14 protein-coding genes, 1 tRNA gene, 2 pseudogenes and 2 riboswitches are annotated in these 17,685 nt (G+C 65.9%); of the genes and pseudogenes, 14 read left to right on the forward strand and 3 right to left on the reverse strand.

Going from position 1 to position 17,685, the window contains the following annotated elements; all coding sequences use genetic code 11:
* Positions 1–143: 143 nt before the first annotated feature.
* Positions 144–629, reverse strand: a complete 486-nt coding sequence (locus HWX76_RS25230; RefSeq protein ID WP_050015937.1) for a hypothetical protein — start codon at positions 627–629, stop codon at positions 144–146.
* 436 nt (positions 630–1,065) lie between these two features.
* Here HWX76_RS25230 and HWX76_RS25235 point away from each other — a divergent pair.
* From HWX76_RS25235 to HWX76_RS25265, 7 genes and pseudogenes are all read left to right on the forward strand, one after another.
* Positions 1,066–1,299: pseudogene (locus HWX76_RS25235) on the forward strand (tyrosine-type recombinase/integrase); the annotation flags it as partial.
* A 351-nt stretch (positions 1,300–1,650) separates the two neighbouring features.
* Positions 1,651–2,928: a hypothetical protein gene (locus tag HWX76_RS25240; protein ID WP_176016518.1), complete on the forward strand. Its 1,278-nt coding sequence runs from the start codon at positions 1,651–1,653 to the stop codon at positions 2,926–2,928.
* A gap of 10 nt (positions 2,929–2,938) precedes the next feature.
* Entirely contained in the window at positions 2,939–3,142 is a 204-nt protein-coding gene (locus HWX76_RS25245) for a hypothetical protein (RefSeq protein ID WP_176016519.1), read from the forward strand.
* A 242-nt stretch (positions 3,143–3,384) separates the two neighbouring features.
* Positions 3,385–3,921 (forward strand): PAAR domain-containing protein, encoded by a 537-nt coding sequence (locus HWX76_RS25250; protein WP_176016520.1) that lies wholly within the window; start codon positions 3,385–3,387, stop codon positions 3,919–3,921.
* The gene (locus HWX76_RS25255) at positions 3,918–4,688 is read left to right on the forward strand and encodes a VRR-NUC domain-containing protein (protein WP_059454838.1); all 771 of its coding nucleotides are present in this window, start codon (positions 3,918–3,920) and stop codon (positions 4,686–4,688) included. The genes HWX76_RS25250 and HWX76_RS25255 overlap by 4 nt, the downstream gene beginning before the upstream one ends.
* A gap of 5 nt (positions 4,689–4,693) precedes the next feature.
* Positions 4,694–5,809, forward strand: coding sequence for a type VI immunity family protein (locus HWX76_RS25260; protein WP_176016521.1), 1,116 nt, complete (start codon positions 4,694–4,696; stop codon positions 5,807–5,809).
* Between the two features lie 105 nt (positions 5,810–5,914).
* Positions 5,915–6,058: pseudogene (locus tag HWX76_RS25265) on the forward strand (site-specific integrase); the annotation flags it as partial.
* Between the two features lie 54 nt (positions 6,059–6,112).
* Here the strand turns inward: HWX76_RS25265 and HWX76_RS25270 are convergent.
* Positions 6,113–6,188 (reverse strand) — tRNA-Arg (locus tag HWX76_RS25270).
* 251 nt (positions 6,189–6,439) lie between these two features.
* On the opposite strand from HWX76_RS25270, the gene HWX76_RS25275 reads away from it, so the two are divergent.
* Entirely contained in the window at positions 6,440–7,327 is an 888-nt protein-coding gene (locus HWX76_RS25275; protein ID WP_176016522.1) for a c-type cytochrome, read from the forward strand.
* Between the two features lie 111 nt (positions 7,328–7,438).
* Here HWX76_RS25275 and HWX76_RS25280 read toward each other — a convergent pair whose 3' ends face one another.
* The gene (locus HWX76_RS25280; protein ID WP_050015912.1) at positions 7,439–9,526 is read right to left on the reverse strand and encodes a UvrD-helicase domain-containing protein; all 2,088 of its coding nucleotides are present in this window, start codon (positions 9,524–9,526) and stop codon (positions 7,439–7,441) included.
* A gap of 309 nt (positions 9,527–9,835) precedes the next feature.
* Here HWX76_RS25280 and HWX76_RS25285 point away from each other — a divergent pair, with 309 nt between their 5' ends.
* The 6 genes from HWX76_RS25285 to gcvP all read left to right on the forward strand — a co-directional run bounded on the left by HWX76_RS25285 (position 9,836) and on the right by gcvP (position 17,543).
* Positions 9,836–10,543, forward strand: a complete 708-nt coding sequence (locus HWX76_RS25285; RefSeq protein WP_050015910.1) for an SGNH/GDSL hydrolase family protein — start codon at positions 9,836–9,838, stop codon at positions 10,541–10,543.
* 294 nt (positions 10,544–10,837) lie between these two features.
* On the forward strand, positions 10,838–11,890 hold the full coding sequence (locus tag HWX76_RS25290; RefSeq protein WP_176016523.1) for an oxidoreductase: 1,053 nt from the start codon (positions 10,838–10,840) through the stop codon (positions 11,888–11,890).
* Between the two features lie 209 nt (positions 11,891–12,099).
* A complete protein-coding gene (locus HWX76_RS25295; protein WP_050015906.1) occupies positions 12,100–12,465 on the forward strand; it encodes a hypothetical protein in 366 nt (121 codons plus the stop codon).
* 114 nt (positions 12,466–12,579) lie between these two features.
* Positions 12,580–12,683, forward strand: a riboswitch (glycine riboswitch).
* Between the two features lie 31 nt (positions 12,684–12,714).
* Positions 12,715–12,848: riboswitch (glycine riboswitch) on the forward strand.
* Between the two features lie 83 nt (positions 12,849–12,931).
* A complete protein-coding gene (gene gcvT, locus HWX76_RS25300; protein WP_050015904.1) occupies positions 12,932–14,050 on the forward strand; it encodes a glycine cleavage system aminomethyltransferase GcvT in 1,119 nt (372 codons plus the stop codon).
* A 123-nt stretch (positions 14,051–14,173) separates the two neighbouring features.
* Positions 14,174–14,554: a glycine cleavage system protein GcvH gene (gene gcvH / locus HWX76_RS25305; protein WP_089488033.1), complete on the forward strand. Its 381-nt coding sequence runs from the start codon at positions 14,174–14,176 to the stop codon at positions 14,552–14,554.
* A 61-nt stretch (positions 14,555–14,615) separates the two neighbouring features.
* Positions 14,616–17,543, forward strand: a complete 2,928-nt coding sequence (gene gcvP, locus HWX76_RS25310) for an aminomethyl-transferring glycine dehydrogenase (protein ID WP_176016524.1) — start codon at positions 14,616–14,618, stop codon at positions 17,541–17,543.
* The last annotated feature ends 142 nt before the right edge of the window (positions 17,544–17,685 follow it).

Raw genomic sequence — 17,685 nt, forward strand, 5'->3', positions numbered from 1 at the left:
GCTATGCCTGGACGACTTCAGGAAAACGGATCGGGGAATTCGACGCCTGGATTCACTCACATCGAAGGGGCCCAAGAGCCCCTTCGATGTGATGCGATGGCAATGTCGGCCGGAACGGCGACGACCGCGGCCCGAAAAATCAATTACGCGTATTGGGGCGCTTTGGCGGCTAACGCATCCAGCACCTTGGTGACTCTCCAGTGCTGCGCCTGAGTCCCGTTATAGGCAAACGCCCAAATGACGTTGTTGCCTTGCAAACTGTCGAAGTGGTCGTCGATCACGAGATTCGGATTTGCCACCGACGTGATATATCCCGGGCGCATAGTCAGGCTCCACCGCTGAGATACCGCACCGGTAAATTTACGCACGACGAGCGGTGTCTCGGCAGCAACCTTTCCGTCCTTAAAATCGATCGCCAATTGCTCCGCTGGAGAATCAGGACTGGTGAAATCGAGAATGAAGAACCCTGGGCTGGCACGAAAATGCCACACGTTTAGTACATCCTGTTCGGTCAGATAGCGTAGTGCCAACGGCGAGTTGGGACCTACAAAGCCGCCCTGGCCAGAATCGGGCACAACGCCGATGCAGCGGCTCCGATCCGCGGCGAATTCAATGATCACGTCACTCATGATATTTTCCTTAAGATAATTGAGAAAATAATCGGCCTCGTCCTTCTTAAAATCCCCTTGAATTGCAAGGCCAGAGCGCCCCGCGATCCAAAGGTATCGGCAAGCTACCCTTATCGGTTCTCACCTGGATATAAAATAGACAAATGGCCTCTCGAGCTCAATTACACTTGATTACACATGGACGAAAATCGAGATCGATTGAATATTCGATGCCGACGAGTTTGGACTACATGTTGCGACCGGTGACTTGCCTGTTGTTCTTCAGCAAATGCCCGTCTGCTGCCCGCCGCAGGACGCACGCTCGCCGCAGTCGGTCGGCCGGCGAGAACCGTCCGTTCCTCATCACCGACGTGCGGGCCGCAATCGGCCGCGCCGGCACGAAGGGCACGCTCGCGCGTTCGCTCGACGCGATCGCGGCGCAGACGCGACCGAAACCTGGCGAAAGACGTCGAAGCGTGCACATATCAGTGACTTCCGCGGGCACAACCTGCGCGGCACCTGGGCAAGCTGGCACGTGCGACGCGGCACGCCGCTGCAAGTGCTGAAGGGACCGGGCGGATGGGAGACGATGGAAATGGTGCAGCGGTACGCTCACCTGTCAGCCGATCATCTGGCGCACAGCGTCGCGCCGCTCACGGCCGAGCCCGCTCCGATTCCGGCTGCAATCTAGCTGCAACGGTACTGCACGACGAAGGAAGGAAACCGCTGAGAGTCTGACTAGACTTGGCGCGCCCGGCTGGGATCGAACCAGCAACCCCTGCCTTCGGAGTTTTATCAGCGCCCCACAACTCTTTACAAATTAATGCCTTGCGCAACTCGCAAACTGCAAAACCAAGGCTAATCAAGGTCAATCAGAGCTGTCCAAGCTCATCCCAACTGTAATTTCACTGTAGTTCACACAATTTCGGTGGAACAGTTCCGTGCGACACGCGTCCCCTCGGCAAATCTCGATTGCGAAATCAATGCGCTACAGCTACGCTGCCGATCAAAGAATGCACAAACCAACGCCCGGGGAAATCAGATGACGTGCGAAGTCGCGGTCCTGAATAAGTATGCGGTCGTCATCGCAGCTGACAGTGCGGTTACAACGACAAACGGTCAGGGCGAGCCGCGGTACTCGAAGGGCGGGAACAAAATTTTCCAGCTGTCCCATACGGAACCCGTTGGCGTAATGATCTTCGGGACCGCGTCCGTCTGCGGCATGCCGTGGGAGGTTGTAATCAAGGCGTATCGCGCCGACCACCTCCAAACCAACAAGTTCGACTCTGTCCAAGAATACGCAGAGAATTTCTTCTCATTCCTTCAATCGGCGGCTAGCCCAATCTCCACGACCGTGCGCGACGATTCTTTCGTCGACGGACTGCAGACGGCTGCGGGCCAGTTGTTGAGTTTGATGCAAAGTCACGACCCGACGATCTCAGACGCTGCGTTGCCATCGGCGGATCGGGCGCCGCAAGCCTCCGCTGCCCTACTGGCGATAGAGGCTGAACTCGACGGTAGGCCGTACAAGACCGATGCTTTGGGACAGGCGGCAGCTCGCACACTGGCTGCACCGCCTCAGCGATTCAGGGACATCGTTTTCGGCGGACTCGAACAGGGCGGTCTGTCGGACGTAATTGACCTAGATCGTTTCGTGGCTGTCGCCTGCAAGTACTACTTCCGAAACTACGAGTCGCTGCTACCGACCACCGGAGTCGTGTTCGCCGGCTATGGCAAGCTCGAATACTTCCCCTGCCTCATCGAATATTCCGTAGCCGGCTTCATGGGCGACCATCTTGCATATGATGTAAAACAACAGAGCGCCATCTCAAACGAGGTACCTTCAAACATCATCCCTTTCGCGATGACGTCAGCCGTCGAGGCATTTATGAGGGGCGTTGGTTTCGATGTGTTCGCGTCGGTCGACACTCTGTATCGGAAATATACGTTAGACTTCGCCCGATCGGTTCTTGGTCGTCTCGGCGTTGCCGAACCACCTACACTGGAAGCAGACGCGGAACAATCACGCGAGGCGTTCACGGACGACTGGTATGGGAAGGTTCTAAGAGAGCACTATCACCCGCTCAGAAGCGTGATATCTGCATTACCGCTTGAAGAGATGGCTCACCTCGCGGAAACGCTTGTGACGCTTGAGTCTCTAAAGGAGAGAGTGACAACTCCCAAGCAAAGCGTCGGTGGGCCGATCGACGTTGCAGTTATCACGAAGTCTGAGGGTCTCGTCTGGATCAAACGAAAGCATTTTTTCGATTCTGACAAGAATTTGAGATTTATTTTGCGCCAACGAGCCATCCACCAATAGGAGCTATGCGATGAAGCCCGTCACCAAGGAACAGTTTGACGCTCTGACGACTCGGCTGCTGACCGAGCAAACTGACTTTGCTGTCGCAGTCTCGCGCATCGTCGAGCCCCAGGAAGATCCCACCCGAGTTGCCCGCGAAGCCCAGCGGAAGCAGCGTGCGATCGACACTCGCCGCGCGCTGACACCTGTCGAGCTATTCAGCTCCCGAAATTGACAGGTCTAGACCGCAGAGAGCCCGCCAGTTGAGCGGGCTTTTTGTTGATAGATCCGCGCCACGCGCCGGAAGAATTCGGCACTTCCCCCGCGCAGAACGGCAGCGATCGGAAATAATCCGACGCGTTCGCCCGCCGCCCCTCCTATTGCTTGACAATCTCAAAAACCTGTCAATCCCAACAGGGGAGCGGCTCACGCGTCGTGTGCTACAGTCGCCGGCTCCGTTTCTTCATAGGGTTCGGCATGGGCTTCGCATTCATTCGGGATGGCGACACGACCTCGCACGGTGGGCGCGTTATCGCCAGCGACATGACCAACACTGTCGACGGAAAGGCGCTCGCGCTGCTCGGCGACATGGTTTCATGTCCCCGCTGCGGCGGCCTCTATCCGATCGTCAATATCAAGACCGGTTTGAACATGACGTTCCACGGTCGGCCGGTCGTGTCCGAGGGCGACGTAACTGCGTGTGGTGCGACGCTGATCGCGTCGCAGAGCAGCGCAACAGCCTCCCCGACATCGGGCGCGGGCGCGCCGGTCGGTGGCGGCAAGAGCGTAGTGCCGCAGAACGACGGCCCGAATCGCGGCCGCTTCCAGGTCGTCGACGACAACACGCGCCGGCCCATCGCAAACCATCCGTACACCGTGACGTCGACGGACGGTCAGACGATTCACGGCACGACGGATGCGAACGGCCATACGGATTGGCTGGACACACAACAGGCCGCGTCGCTGTCGTTCAGCCAGCCGGGCACGACCGGCACCGCGGACACGAAGGCATGACCGACTATTCGCGCAGCTCGGCCGCCGGCGCGAGCAAGGGCGACGGCAACACGACCCTCGTCGGGCTCGACGGTCGCCTGTCGGGCAAGGATAAGGAAGTGCTCTGCGGCGTGATGTGCCCCTGCGCGCGCATCGGCGTCCAGACGAGAGTGGACAAGCGCGGGAGGTCGCGGACGCTCCGACAAGCATGCGTCGCTCAACGCCTGGACGCCATGAACGAATCGTCCCGAGCGACGTTCGGGGGACCGACCGAGTACCTGCCGGAGGTCAGCTACGACATGAGCCCGACACCGCCAGCGCCTCCGGTCCCGATCATGACCGAAGAGGATCGGCCGCTGCGCCCGGATTCCGTCGTCGACTGGATACGGGATAATTGGCCGGGCGGCATGAAGGGCTACCGCGACGGGAAGAAGACGGGCCTGGATCAAACGCGTCGACCCGACGTCGTGATCGTGCGCGATCCTGCTCTGCCGCCCGAGCAGTCGAATATCAAGACCGTCGTCGAAATGAAGTTCGAGGATTCGTACGGCGATCGTCAACGGGAGGCATACGTGCGAATCGCCGGTAGCGACAAAAAGGTGGCAACGCTGCGCCCCGCCGACTGCGGATGTGGCGACGACAAGCCGGACGAAAAACCGGCACGATCGACGCAAACGCAATCTGACGTCGAGTCGATTTTTGGCGTCAGTCCGGCGGGGCCGAACCGCGCAATGCCTGCCCCGATTCCGCATCTTCCGCCGGGCGTCCCCGGCTTCGCGTTCCCCTGAATATCATGACGAAAGATGAACTGGCTGCGTGGGCCAATGACCCGAAGCGCCGCGATACCCTGCCGTATGGACTGTTCGAGCCGACCTATCAGAAAGGCATCGTAGGCGCGGCGTTTGTCGTGCGCGGCGTCCTGTACTTCCGGAGCGGCTACACGGAGGCGACGCGCAAGTCGCTCGTGCGATGTTACGACCGCTATCTCGACGTCATCACAAGGTACGAGACGGCACTGGCCGAGGCTGAAGGCCGCGATCCGCCGAAGGCCGGCCCGATGCGATGGTTCTATGCCGAAGGCGCGGTGCCCGTCGCGTTCGACAAATCCCCTGGCTTTCCCGACTTGGCAAAGCACGTTCCGAGCAATGAGGCCCTGGTGTCGACTACGACCAGCGCGGATCACAAGCTCGCGGCCGGCTTCTACGATTTCGCCGTGTTCTGCCTCGAAGACTGGGAAGCGAAGTTTGAGCGCAGCCTCGACGTGATGTCGTTCACGGTGCCGCGCAGCTTTCTGCAGCTCGCGCCTGGCGCGTTCGAGCGGCTGTTCGCCGAGTTCGCGGAATGGTTGCGGCCAGTACACGGACATGGCGGTTACGCGGTCAACCTGCCGCCGATGGGGCGCGAGCCAAACGAAGCGAGCGAGTATTTTTGGGCGCGGCAGTACGGGGCCGGCGTCGACGTCGGAAGCCCACGGCGCACGTGCGTGCGTGACCTGACCGACAAGCTCAAGACGGTCGACTGGCTGACCGTGATCGATGCCGATCTCGTCCGCCGCGCCGGCGGTGCCGATGAAATGGTGCTCCCCCCGGACTGGTATCGAAAGTCTCCGTTCGGCGATGGCGCCCTGCTGATTCAGGCAGGGGTGGAACCTCAAACCGGCGTGTCGGTTGGCGCGGGGCTCCCGCCCGAGCCGCCAGCCGCATATGTCGTGCTGAATCGGGCTCTACGCCCCATCGTCGCCGATACGATCGACAGCCTGCAGGATGGCACCGTCAACAGCACCGCTCCCCTTCTCAGTACGACGATCGCGAGCGAAGCGTGGCTGCGGCGCTTCAACGTGCCCGACGACGAGCTCCCCGACTACTGGGTCGAGCTTCACAAGACGGCAAAGTTACCGGATCGACAGTGACCACGCGGAGACTGCATAACCAAGGCGCATAAAACCGCATAGAAGAATCGGGCCGCCGACCGCCGACTGACGCGCGCCGGGTCCGCGCCGGCCTCTTCCAGGACCGAGCGGGGCACGCCGCTGAAGGAGCTGGGCGGATGGGAGACGATGGAAATGGTGCAGCGGTACGCTCACCTGTCAGCCGATCATCTGGCGCACAGCGTCGCGCCGCTCACGGCCGAGCCCGCGCCGATTCCGGCTGCAAACTAGCTGCAACGGTACTGCACGACGAAGGAAGGAAACCGCTGAGAGCCTGACTAGACTTGGCGCGCCCGGCTGGGATCGAACCAGCAACCCCTGCCTTCGGAGGGCAGTACTCTATCCATTGAGCTACGGGCGCGTGAGACAGTGAAGCGACCCCATATACAGGCCGCCCACGATTGGCAAGACGGCAAGGATACCCGGTTTCCCAAGACGCGTCCACCTCGCCCGCCGAATCGCCGCCGGACGGCCCTGCGTGCGGGTAAACACGCGCCATCGCGCCGCTCGCCGTGATGTAAACGTTCCGTCTATAATCGTCCGTGCTTCATTGGACTGCCATTTTGCCGTTGCACCGCGCTCACAATTCCTATTCATGGAGACGAGGCAAGCATGAGCGAAGCACCCCACGAATCTCCCGTCAAAACCCCCGGGCAGCTGATTGCCGTCATCATCGCGTCGTTCGCGATTCCGATCGTCCTGATCGTCCTGTTCGCCAATTACGCGAACCATGCATTCCGTTCCGGCGCCGGCACCGACGCGCTATCCGACCAGCAGGTCGCCGCCCGTATCGCGCCGATCGCGAAGGTCGACGTGAAGGACGCCAACGCGCCCCGCACGTACAAGACCGGCGAGGAAGTCTACAAGGCCGTCTGCGTGACCTGCCACGGCACCGGCGCCGCCGGCGCGCCGAAATTCGGCAACAAGGACGACTGGGCGCCGCGCATCTCGCAAGGCTTCGACACGCTGCTGAAGACGGCCCTCGCGGGCAAGGGCGCGATGCCGGCGCGCGGCGGCACGAGCCCCGACGACGTCAGCGACTATGAAATCGCCCGCGCGATCGTCTACATGACCAACAACGACGGCGCGAACTTCCCCGAACCGGCCGCGCCGGCCGCCAACGCGGCACAGCCCGCCAGCGGCGCCCCCGCGTCGGGCGCCGACGCATCGAACGCGCAGGCCGCTGCGGCCATGGCCGCGATCGCCGCGATCCCGAAGGCCGGCGAAAAGCCCGCGGCCGCCCCGGCCGGCGCCGATGCGGCAACGGCCGGCAAGGCGCTGTACGCGTCGACCTGCCAGGCCTGCCACGCGGCCGGTGTGCTCGGCGCACCGAAGTTCGGCAGCAAGGAAGACTGGGCGCCGCGCCTGAAGGACTCGATGGATACGGTCTACAACTACGCGCTGCACGGCAAGGGCGCGATGCCGCCGAAGGGCGGGTCGAACGCGTCGGATGCCGACGTGAAGGCGGCCGTCGACTACATGGTCAACGCGGCGAAGTAACGCGCCTGTACGGCCATCCGTAAAAACCCCCGCGACGCACGCGCATCGCGGGGGTTTCGTTTTGGTGTCGCCGGCTCGGCGCGCGATCGTGCTTGCGGCAGCGCCGCCCCATCACTTCTGCAGCAACGCCTTCAGGCTCGCCAGCCGGTCCTTCGGCGACATCGGCGCTTCTTCCGGCGTCGGCGGCGGCGCTTCGTCGAGCCCCATCTCCGGGATGAAGCGCGACGGTTCGCACACGACCGTCTCGCGCGCCCGCTTGCGCTTCTTGCACCAGTTCAGGTGCAGGCTGCGCTGCGCGCGGGTGATCGCGACGTACATCAGCCGGCGCTCCTCCTCGATCCGTTCGTTGTCGATCGGGCCGTCGTCGTCGCTGCCGCCTCGGTGCGGCATGATGCCTTCCTCGACGCCGACCAGGAACACGTGCGGATACTCGAGCCCCTTCGACGCATGGACGGTCGACAGCCGCACGGCGTCCGGGTCCTCGTCCTTGCCTTCGAGCATCGACATCAGCGCGACGGTCTGGATCAGGCCGAGCAGGTTCTTGCCCGTATCGGCGAGGCCGTCCGCGTTGTGGAAACCTTCGGCCTCGCCGTCGACGGCCTCCGTCTCGGGCTTGGTGCCCTTGCGCTTCAGCCATTCGAGGAATTCGAGCACGTTCTGCCACTTCGACTGCGCCTGCCGCTCGTCGAACGCGTCGTACAGGTACGCCTCGTAGTGGATCGCCTCCATCATGTCGTCGAGCACGACGGTCGCGGGCTCCTTGTCCGCGCGCTCGGTCAGGCGCTGGATGAAGTCGCAGAACATCCGCAGCGGCTCGACCTGGCGCGCCGACAGCCGCGCCTCGATCCCGCCCATGTACACGGCCTCGAACAGCGACACCTTCGCCTGCCCCGCGAACGAGCCGAGCGCCTCGAGCGTCGTGTTGCCGATGCCGCGGCGCGGCGTGGTGACGGCGCGGATGAACGCGGGATCGTCGTCGGCGTTCGCGATCAGCCGCAGGTACGCGCACAGATCCTTGATCTCGGCCTTGTCGAAGAACGACTGGCCGCCCGACAGCACGTACGGGATCCGCTCGCGCCGCAGCACCTGTTCGAAGATGCGTGCCTGGAAGTTGCCGCGATACAGGATCGCGTAGTCGCGGAACTGCGCGCGCCGCTCGAACTTGTGCGCGGACAGCCGGAACACGACCGATTCGGCCTCGTGCTCCTCGTCGTTGCACGCCGTGACGGTGATCGAGTCGCCCATCCCGTGCTCGGACCACAGCTTCTTCTCGAACAGCTTCGGGTTGTTCGCGATCACGTTGTTCGCGGCGGTCAGGATCCGCACCGTCGACCGGTAGTTCTGCTCGAGCTTGATCACGTGCAGCTTCGGGAAATCCTTGCCGAGCTGCGCGAGGTTCTCGAGCGTCGCGCCGCGCCAGCCGTAGATCGCCTGGTCGTCGTCGCCGACCGCCGTGAACGCGGCGCGCGGGCCTGCGAGCTGCTTCAGCAGCTCGTACTGGCACGCATTGGTGTCCTGGTACTCGTCGATCAGCAGATAGCGCAGCTTGTTCTGCCAGCGGTCGCGCACCGGCTCGTTCTTCGCGAACAGCTCGGCCGGCAGGCGGATCAGGTCGTCGAAGTCGACCGCCTGGTACGCGTGCAGCGTCGCCACGTAGTTGCGGTAGACCAGCGCGGCCTGGTGCTCGTCCTCGTTGGCCGCGATCGCCATCGCCTCGTCGGGCATGATCAGGCCGTTCTTCCACAGCGAGATGATGCTCTGGATCTTGCGGATCAGCCCCTTGTCGGTCGTGCCGAGCTGCTCCTGGATCATCCCGAAGCAGTCGTCCGAATCCATGATCGAGAACTGCGGCTTCAGCCCGACGTGCTCGGCCTCCTGGCGCAGGATCTGCACGCCCAGCGAGTGGAACGTGCAGACGGTGAGCTGGTTGACGGGCACCTTGCGGCCTTCCTTGCCGGGCGTGGTGAGCGTCTTGCCTTCCAGCAGCTTCGACACGCGCTCGCGCATTTCGGCGGCCGCCTTGTTCGTGAACGTGACGGCGGCGATATGGCGCGGCTCGAAGCCTTTCGCTTCGATCAGGTGCGCGATCTTCTGCGTGATCACGCGAGTCTTGCCGCTGCCCGCGCCGGCGAGCACGAGACAGGGACCGTCGAGATAGCGCACCGCTTCATTCTGAGCGGGATTCAGGCCTGCGGACATGATGGCGGATGGTGTTGCTGGTTGACGGCGGAGGGCCGGGAGGATGCCGTGCGCGACAGGCTGGGGAAGCAGGCGGACACGCAGGCAGGACGCGCATGTTAACACGTCGGCGGCACGTATTTCGGGCGCGCGGCCGGACGGGCGCGGGCAGGCTTGCCGGGCGGGCGCCCCCTGTCCGTCCGGCGGGGTCGTGCCTGTCCGCTCGGCCAATCTGGCCCCGTCCGCGCCGGGATCGGACACAATATGTACTCCCCGGCGCCGTCCGCGCCGGCCCGCTTCAATTTGCCTGAACCGTCACCGGATCGACTCATGGGATACCCGTTCGCCACCGCCGCCCTCGGCCCGCTGCTGTTCGTGCAGGGGCGCTACGTGCGCCGCGTCACGCCGCGGCTGCCCGAGGCGGCCGGCCCGCGCGACGGCGTGGCCGGCGACGGCCCGCCGCTGCGCGTGCTGGTGGTCGGCGATTCGGCAGCCGCGGGCGTCGGCGTCGCGACGCAGCACGATGCGCTCGCAGGGCAACTGGCGAACGCGCTGGCGGCCACGCACCGCGTGCGCTGGAAACTGCTCGCGCGCACCGGCCTGACCACGCGGGAGCTGGTCGACTGGCTCGCCGCCGAGCCGGCCGAGCCGTTCGACGTGGCCGTCACGTCGCTGGGCGTCAACGACGTGACGGGCGGCGTGCCGCCCGCACGCTGGCTCGCGCAGCAGGCCGAGCTGGTCCGGCTGCTCGCCACGCGCTTCCAGGTCGGGCACGCGATCCTGTCGGCGGTGCCGCCGATGGAGCGCTTCCCGGCGCTGCCGCAACCGCTCGCGTGGTATCTCGGCCTGCGCGCGAGGCGGCTCAACGCGGTGCTCGCAGGCTGGGCCGGCACGCAGCCGGACTGCACGTTCCTCCGGGTCGATTTGCCGCTCGAACGTCACCTGATGGCCGCCGACGGCTTCCATCCCGGCGCATCGGCGTGCGCGGTATGGGCCGCGCAGGTCGCGGCCGCCGTGCGGCAGCGGGTGGGCGCATGACGCGGCACGCTACGGGCAGGTTGGCCGCCACGGCTCGCCGCGCGGCGCGCGCCATGTCACGCCACGCCGAGAGCCGCGAACCGAGCAGAGCCGAGCCGAAAGCCGGGCAGTCGCGCTGCCCGGCACCCGATCTCGCGCAAAATGCCGGCATTCCTTGCGCAGTTGCCGCATCACATCGCGCGTTTCGCCCGACGCGCCTATGCAGGCGGCGGCGCCATGCCAAAATAGCCGGTCGTCTCCGCGCCACCGCTCCGGCGCGCCATCCTTTAGTTTCCTTCGCAGCCAGGAATTGCCATGTCGTCATTGCTCAGGATTGGTTTGATGGGTTTCGGTTTCGCCGGCGCGACGTTCCACGCGCCCGTGATCGCCACGAGCGGCCGCACTGAAGTCGCCGCGATCGCGACGGGTCAGTCCGATCGCGCGCACGCCGCGTATCCGGGCGCGCGCATTGTCCCCGACCTCGACACGCTGCTCGGCCTCGACGATATCGAATGCGTGGTGATCGCCACGCCGAACGACACGCACTTCACGCTCGCACGCCAGGTGCTCGAAGCGGGCCGCCACGTGGTCGTCGACAAGCCGGTCACGCTCACCGCCGACGAGGCGCTCGCGCTCGCACGGCTCGCGAACGCGCGCAGCCGGCTGTTCGCGCCGTTCCACAACCGCCGCTGGGACGGCGATTTCCTCACCGTGCGTCGCATCGTCGAATCGGGCGAGTTGGGCCGCCTCACCTACTTCGCGTCGCACTTCGACCGCTTCCGGCCGACGCCGCGCCCGCGCTGGCGCGAGGAGCCGACCCGCGGCGGCGGCCTGCTGCTCGACCTCGGCCCGCACCTGATCGATCAGGCGCTCGCGCTGTTCGGCACGCCGGAAACGGTGAGCGCCACCGTCAAGACGCGCCGCGACAACGGCACGGCGCCCGATTTCGTGCACCTGCTGCTCGGCTATCCGGACAAGGACGTCGCGCTGCATGCAAGCGCGCTGTCGGCGATCGAACCCGCGCGCTTCACGCTGCACGGCACGCGCGGCAGCTATCAGAAATTCGGGCTCGACACGCAGGAAGACCAGCTCAAGGCCGGCCTCACCGCCGACGACGTCGAATTCGGCGGCGGCAACCCGCCCGGCCTGCTGCGCGTGCTCGACGGCGACCTCGAAGTCGAACGTCCGGTGCCGACGCTCGACGGCCAGTACGCGGAGTTCTACCGCGCGCTCGCCGCGTCGATCCGCGACGGCGCGCCGTTCCCGGTCACAGCGCAGGACGCGGTCGACGTGATGACGATCATCGAGCTCGCCGCGCAGAGCGAACACGACGGCCGCCGGGTGCCGTTCGTGCGCCGTACCGTCTGATGGCCGCCGGCCGGGTCGGTGCCGGCCCGGCCGCCCACCGCGCCACGCCGCCACGCGTCGGCGTCGGCGCTGCGTCTGCCGCCACACCGCCCCGTCGGCCCGGCCCCCAACATTCCGTTACAAATGGTGCGGGAACGAAAGTCAGCGGTCGTCCGGTCTGACGCGTTTCTCAAAATGTCGATTCGACACTTATCCGTCAGGAGAATGTGATGCAACGGTTGATTCGCGCAGCGGCATGCTGCGTCCTGGTTTCCTCGCTCGCGGCGTGTGTCGTGCAACCGCAGCGGCCGGTCCGGCAGGCGCCTCCGCCGCCGCGACCGAATCCGCAGGTCGTCGCGAACGACCGCATGCAGGAGGTCCAGGGCCGGATCGACAATCTGCATCGCCGGATCGACGCGCGCGTGAACGGCGGCTACTACCCGCCGCCGTACGGCGCGCAGTTGCACCACCGCCTCGACGTGATCCGCCAGGAAGCGAACGACATGTCGGCCCAGCACAACGGCGGCCTGTCCGGCGACGAGCAGCGGGTGCTGAACCAGGAACTCGACACGGCCGCACGCGCGATCGGCGAGTGACGCGCCGGCGCCCGCCGGAGCGGAGAAAAGCGGCGGCGCCGGCCGCCGCCGCTTGTCGCGAAGCGACATTCTTTTGCTCAAATTGACAATGCCGACCCGCTCGCGTACAGTCGCCCGCACGCGTCGGGAGAGCGTGTGACCGGGTCGTTCCGACACCGGTTGCGCCGCCGAAGGGGCACACCCGCAAACTCTCAGGCAAAAGGACCGACCGCGTCGGGGAACCGCGTCCGCGCACTGCGCGCACGACACTCCCCGCACTCTGGAGAGCGGCAGTAGCCCGCAGCGCATTGGCTGCGCGGGCAAGCTGCCCACCGAAGGGGCGCGCGTTCGCCGGGCTTGGCCCGCAGCGCAATCTCTCAGGTATCGAGGACAGAGGGGCATGTACCGGATCGCTCGAGGCCATCGGCCGCGGCGATCGGCACATGGCCGTTCTGATCCGCGCGCAAGCGCCTTGCCTGAGGCCTCGATGACTGCACTGAATCACACCCCGCTCAACGCCGCGCACCGCGCGCTCAATGCCCGCATGGTCGACTTCGGCGGCTGGGACATGCCCGTCAACTACGGCTCGCAGATCGAAGAACACGCGGCCGTGCGCACCGACGCCGGCATGTTCGACGTGTCGCACATGTGCGTCGTCGATTTCACCGGCAGCCGCGTGCGCGCATTCTTCGAGCACGCGATCGCGAACCACGTCGGCAAGCTCAAGACGCCCGGCAAGGCGCTCTACTCGTGCCTGCTCAACCCGCAGGGCGGCGTCATCGACGACCTGATCGTCTACTACTTCACCGAAGAATTCTTCCGCGTGGTCGTCAACGCCGGCACCGCCGAGAAAGACATCGCGTGGTTCAACCAGCTGAACGAGCAAGGCGGCTACGGCCTGACGATCGCGCCGCGCCGCGATTTCGCGATCGTCGCCGTGCAGGGTCCGAACGCCCGCGAAAAGGTCTGGGCGACAGTGCCCGCCGCGCGCGCCGCCACCAGCGAGCTCAAGCCGTTCAACGCCGCGCAGGTCGCCGGCACGCCGTTCGGCGATCTCACCGTCGCGCGCACCGGCTACACCGGCGAAGACGGCTTCGAAGTGATCGTCCCGGCCGTGCACGTCGTCGCGCTGTGGGATGCGCTGCAGCAAAACGGCGTGCGGCCGTGCGGGCTCGGCGCGCGCGACACGCTGCGCCTCGAGGCCGGCATGAACCTGTACGGCCAGGACATGGACGACACCGTCTCCCCGCTCGACGCGGGCCTCGCGTGGACGGTCGACCTCACCGCGCCGCGCGACTTCGTCGGCCGCGCCGCCCTGGAAGCCAACGGCACGCGCGCCGCGTTCGTCGGCCTGATCCTGCAAAAGGAAAACGGCAAGGCGGGCGGCGTGCTGCGCGCGCACCAGAAGGTCGTCACGCCGCACGGCGAAGGCGAGATCACGAGCGGCACGTTCTCGCCGTCGATGCAGGAATCGATCGCGTTCGCGCGCGTGCCGACGGCCGTCCAGATCGGCGACATCGTCCAGGTGCAAATTCGAGACAAGAATCTTCCCGCGCGCGTGGTAAAACTGCCGTTCGTGCGCAACGGCAAGGTCCTCGCTGCGTAACGACCGGGAGGCGGCCGGGCCGCCTCCCGGCCAGCCGGGAGATGGCGCCCGGCGCAACCCCATCCGGCGCACCATGGCGGCGCGCCAGCAAAACGAACACACCCTTTTATCCAGGAGCATCCGATGAGCAACGTCCCGGCCGATCTGAAGTACACCGACGAACACGAGTGGATCCGCACCGAGGCGGACGGCACGCTGACGGTCGGCATCACCGATCACGCGCAGAGCACGCTCGGCGACATCGTCTTCCTCGAGCTGCCCGAAGTCGGCAAGTCGGTGAGCGCGGGCGACGCCGTCGGCGTCGTCGAATCGGTGAAGGCGGCATCCGACATCTACTCGCCGGTGTCCGGCGAGGTCGTCGCCATCAACGAAGCCGCCACCGATGCGCCGGAAGAAGTGAACGGCGACGCATACGGCGTGTGGCTGTTCAAGATCAAGCTCGCGGACGGCGCATCGACCGACAAGCTGATCGACGCCGACGCGTACAGCAAGCTGATCGACTAATTTTCCTTACCCGAACCGCGTGCGGCCGGGCAGCCGGCCCGCGCGGGACCAGAGTCACGCCATGAAGCTCGAACACCCGGACCGCCTGATGAACCGCACGCCCCTCTCGCTCGCCGCGCTCGAAACGCACGACGCGTTCGCCGAACGCCACATCGGCCCCGACGCCGCCAGCCAGCAGGCCATGCTCGACACGCTCGGCTTCGCGTCGCGCGCCGCGCTGATCGACGCCGTGATCCCGGCCTCGATCCGCCGCGCCGAAACGCTGCCGCTCGGCCCGTTCGCGCAGCCGAAGAGCGAGGCCGAAGCGCTCGCCGCGCTGCGTGCGCTCGCGGACAAGAACCAGGTGTTCCGCTCGTATATCGGCCAGGGCTACCACGACACGCACACGCCGGCCGTGATCCTGCGCAACGTGCTCGAAAACCCGGCGTGGTACACGGCCTACACGCCGTACCAGCCCGAAATTTCCCAGGGCCGCCTCGAGGCGCTCCTGAACTTCCAGCAGATGGTCGCCGACCTGACGGGTCTCGCGATCTCGAACGCATCGCTGCTCGACGAAGCCACCGCCGCGGCCGAAGCGATGACGCTGCTGCAGCGCACCGGCAAGCCGAAGTCGAACGTGTTCTACGTCGCCGACGACGTGCTGCCGCAAACCGTCGAAGTGATCCGCACGCGCGCGCTGCCGATCGGCATCGACGTGAAGACGGGCCCGGCCGCCGAAGCAGCTCAAGCGAACGCATTCGGCGTGCTGCTGCAGTACCCGGGCGTGAACGGCGACGTGCGCGACTACCGCGCGCTCACCGAAGCGATCCACGCGGCCGGCGGCCACGTGGTCGTCGCGGCCGACCTGCTCGCGCTGACCGTGCTGACGCCGCCCGGCGAATGGGGCGCGGACGTCGCGATCGGCAACACGCAGCGCTTCGGCGTGCCGATGGGCTTCGGCGGTCCGCACGCCGCCTACATGGCCGTGCGCGACGAATTCAAGCGCCAGATGCCGGGCCGCCTCGTCGGCGTGACGGTCGACGCGCAGGGCAAGCCCGCGCTGCGCCTCGCGCTGCAGACGCGCGAACAGCACATCCGCCGCGAGAAGGCGACGTCGAACGTGTGTACCGCGCAGGCGCTGCTCGCGATCATGGCCAGCATGTACGCAGTCTACCACGGCCCGCACGGCCTGAAGACGATCGCGCTGCGCGTGAACCGCATCGCGGCGCTGTTCGCCGCCGGCGTGAAGCAGCTCGGCTTCGCGACCGTCAACGACACGTTCTTCGACACGGTGACGATCGACACCGGCGCGCGCACCGCGCAGATTCACGCATTCGCGAACGCGAAGCGCATCAACCTGCGCCGCGTGAGCGACACGCAAGTCGGCGTATCGGTCGACGAAACGACGACGCGCGACGACCTCGCCGATCTCCTCGACGTGTTCGCGCAGGCCGCGGGCGGCACCGCGCCGGCCGTCGATGCGCTGGACGCGGGCCTCGGCGGCGTCGCCGCGCTGCCGGCCGGCCTCGAGCGCACGAGCGCGTACCTGACGCACCCCGTGTTCAACCGCCACCATTCCGAAACCGAAATGCTGCGCTACCTGCGCAGCCTGTCGGACAAGGATCTCGCGCTCGACCGCTCGATGATCCCGCTCGGCTCGTGCACGATGAAGCTGAACGCGACGTCGGAAATGCTGCCCGTCACGTGGCCCGAGTTCGGCGGCATCCATCCGTTCGCGCCGGCCGAGCAGACCGTCGGCTACCGCGAGATGATCGACCAGCTCGAACAGATGCTCGTCGCGGCCACCGGCTACGCGGCCGTGTCGCTGCAACCGAACGCGGGCTCGCAGGGCGAGTACGCGGGCCTGTTGATCATCCACGCGTACCACGCATCGCGCGGCGAAGGCCATCGCGACGTGTGCCTGATCCCGGCATCCGCGCACGGCACGAACCCGGCGTCCGCGCACATGGCCGGCATGAAGGTCGTGGTCGTCGCGTGCGACGCGCAGGGCAACGTCGACATCGCCGACCTGAAGGCGAAGGCCGAGCAGCATTCGGCGAACCTCGCGGCGATCATGATCACGTATCCGTCGACGCACGGCGTGTTCGAGCAGAACGTCCGCGAGATCTGCGAGATCGTCCACGCGCACGGCGGCCAGGTGTACGTCGACGGCGCGAACATGAACGCGATGGTCGGCCTGACCGCGCCCGGCCAGTTCGGCGGCGACGTGTCGCACCTGAACCTGCACAAGACCTTCTGCATCCCGCACGGCGGCGGCGGCCCGGGCGTCGGCCCGGTCGCGGTCGGCGCGCACCTCGCGAAATTCCTGCCGAACCAGCGTTCGACCGGCTATGCGCGCGAGGAAGACGGCATCGGCGCGGTGTCGGCCGCGCCGTACGGCTCGGCGTCGATCCTGCCGATCTCGTGGATGTACATCGCGATGATGGGCGCGAAGAACCTGACCGCCGCGACGGAAACCGCGATCCTCAACGCGAACTACATCGCGAAGCGCCTCGCGCCGCACTATCCGGTGCTGTATTCGGGCCCGGGCGGGCTGGTCGCGCACGAGTGCATTCTCGACCTGCGTCCGATCAAGGAAACGAGCGGCATCAGCGTCGACGACGTCGCGAAGCGCCTGATGGACTACGGCTTCCACGCGCCGACGATGAGCTTCCCGGTGCCGGGCACGCTGATGGTCGAGCCGACCGAATCGGAATCGCAGGAAGAACTCGACCGCTTCATCGCCGCGATGATCGCGATCCGCGAAGAAATCCGCGCGGTCGAGGAAGGCCGCGCCGATCGCGAGGACAACCCGCTGCGCCACGCGCCGCACACGGCGGCCGTCGTCACCGCGAACGAATGGCCGCACGCGTACTCGCGCGAGCAGGCCGCGTACCCGGTCGCGTCGCTCGGCACGAACAAGTACTGGCCGCCGGTCGGCCGCGCGGACAACGCGTACGGCGACCGCAACCTGTTCTGCTCGTGCGTGCCGATGTCGGATTACGCATAACGCCCGCCTCGCGCCGGAGCGTCCGACCGTGACCCCACCGCACGCAGCCACCGGTTGCGTGCGGTTTTACGTTCGCCGCCCGACCAACCGTTTCACGCTTACCCGCCAATCCGGCTAACATCACACGCGATCCAGCCAATGA

The sequence above is a fragment of the Burkholderia sp. BCC0398 genome (assembly GCF_902833245.1).
In the GTDB taxonomy this organism is placed as follows: Bacteria; Pseudomonadota; Gammaproteobacteria; order Burkholderiales; family Burkholderiaceae; genus Burkholderia; species Burkholderia sola.

What these genes read in the sequence shown, in the direction of transcription:
- HWX76_RS25255 (WP_059454838.1), top strand. Translation starts at nt 3,918, where the DNA reads ATGACCGACTATTCGCGCAGCTCGGCCGCCGGCGCGAGCAAGGGCGAC.
- gcvT (WP_050015904.1), top strand. Translation starts at nt 12,932, where the DNA reads ATGACTGCACTGAATCACACCCCGCTCAACGCCGCGCACCGCGCGCTC.
- HWX76_RS25230 (WP_050015937.1), bottom strand. Translation starts at nt 629, where the DNA reads ATGAGTGACGTGATCATTGAATTCGCCGCGGATCGGAGCCGCTGCATC.
- HWX76_RS25260 (WP_176016521.1), top strand. Translation starts at nt 4,694, where the DNA reads ATGACGAAAGATGAACTGGCTGCGTGGGCCAATGACCCGAAGCGCCGC.
- gcvH (WP_089488033.1), top strand. Translation starts at nt 14,174, where the DNA reads ATGAGCAACGTCCCGGCCGATCTGAAGTACACCGACGAACACGAGTGG.
- HWX76_RS25295 (WP_050015906.1), top strand. Translation starts at nt 12,100, where the DNA reads ATGCAACGGTTGATTCGCGCAGCGGCATGCTGCGTCCTGGTTTCCTCG.
- HWX76_RS25275 (WP_176016522.1), top strand. Translation starts at nt 6,440, where the DNA reads ATGAGCGAAGCACCCCACGAATCTCCCGTCAAAACCCCCGGGCAGCTG.
- HWX76_RS25240 (WP_176016518.1), top strand. Translation starts at nt 1,651, where the DNA reads ATGACGTGCGAAGTCGCGGTCCTGAATAAGTATGCGGTCGTCATCGCA.
- HWX76_RS25250 (WP_176016520.1), top strand. Translation starts at nt 3,385, where the DNA reads ATGGGCTTCGCATTCATTCGGGATGGCGACACGACCTCGCACGGTGGG.
- HWX76_RS25280 (WP_050015912.1), bottom strand. Translation starts at nt 9,526, where the DNA reads ATGTCCGCAGGCCTGAATCCCGCTCAGAATGAAGCGGTGCGCTATCTC.
- HWX76_RS25285 (WP_050015910.1), top strand. Translation starts at nt 9,836, where the DNA reads ATGGGATACCCGTTCGCCACCGCCGCCCTCGGCCCGCTGCTGTTCGTG.
- HWX76_RS25290 (WP_176016523.1), top strand. Translation starts at nt 10,838, where the DNA reads ATGTCGTCATTGCTCAGGATTGGTTTGATGGGTTTCGGTTTCGCCGGC.
- gcvP (WP_176016524.1), top strand. Translation starts at nt 14,616, where the DNA reads ATGAAGCTCGAACACCCGGACCGCCTGATGAACCGCACGCCCCTCTCG.
- HWX76_RS25245 (WP_176016519.1), top strand. Translation starts at nt 2,939, where the DNA reads ATGAAGCCCGTCACCAAGGAACAGTTTGACGCTCTGACGACTCGGCTG.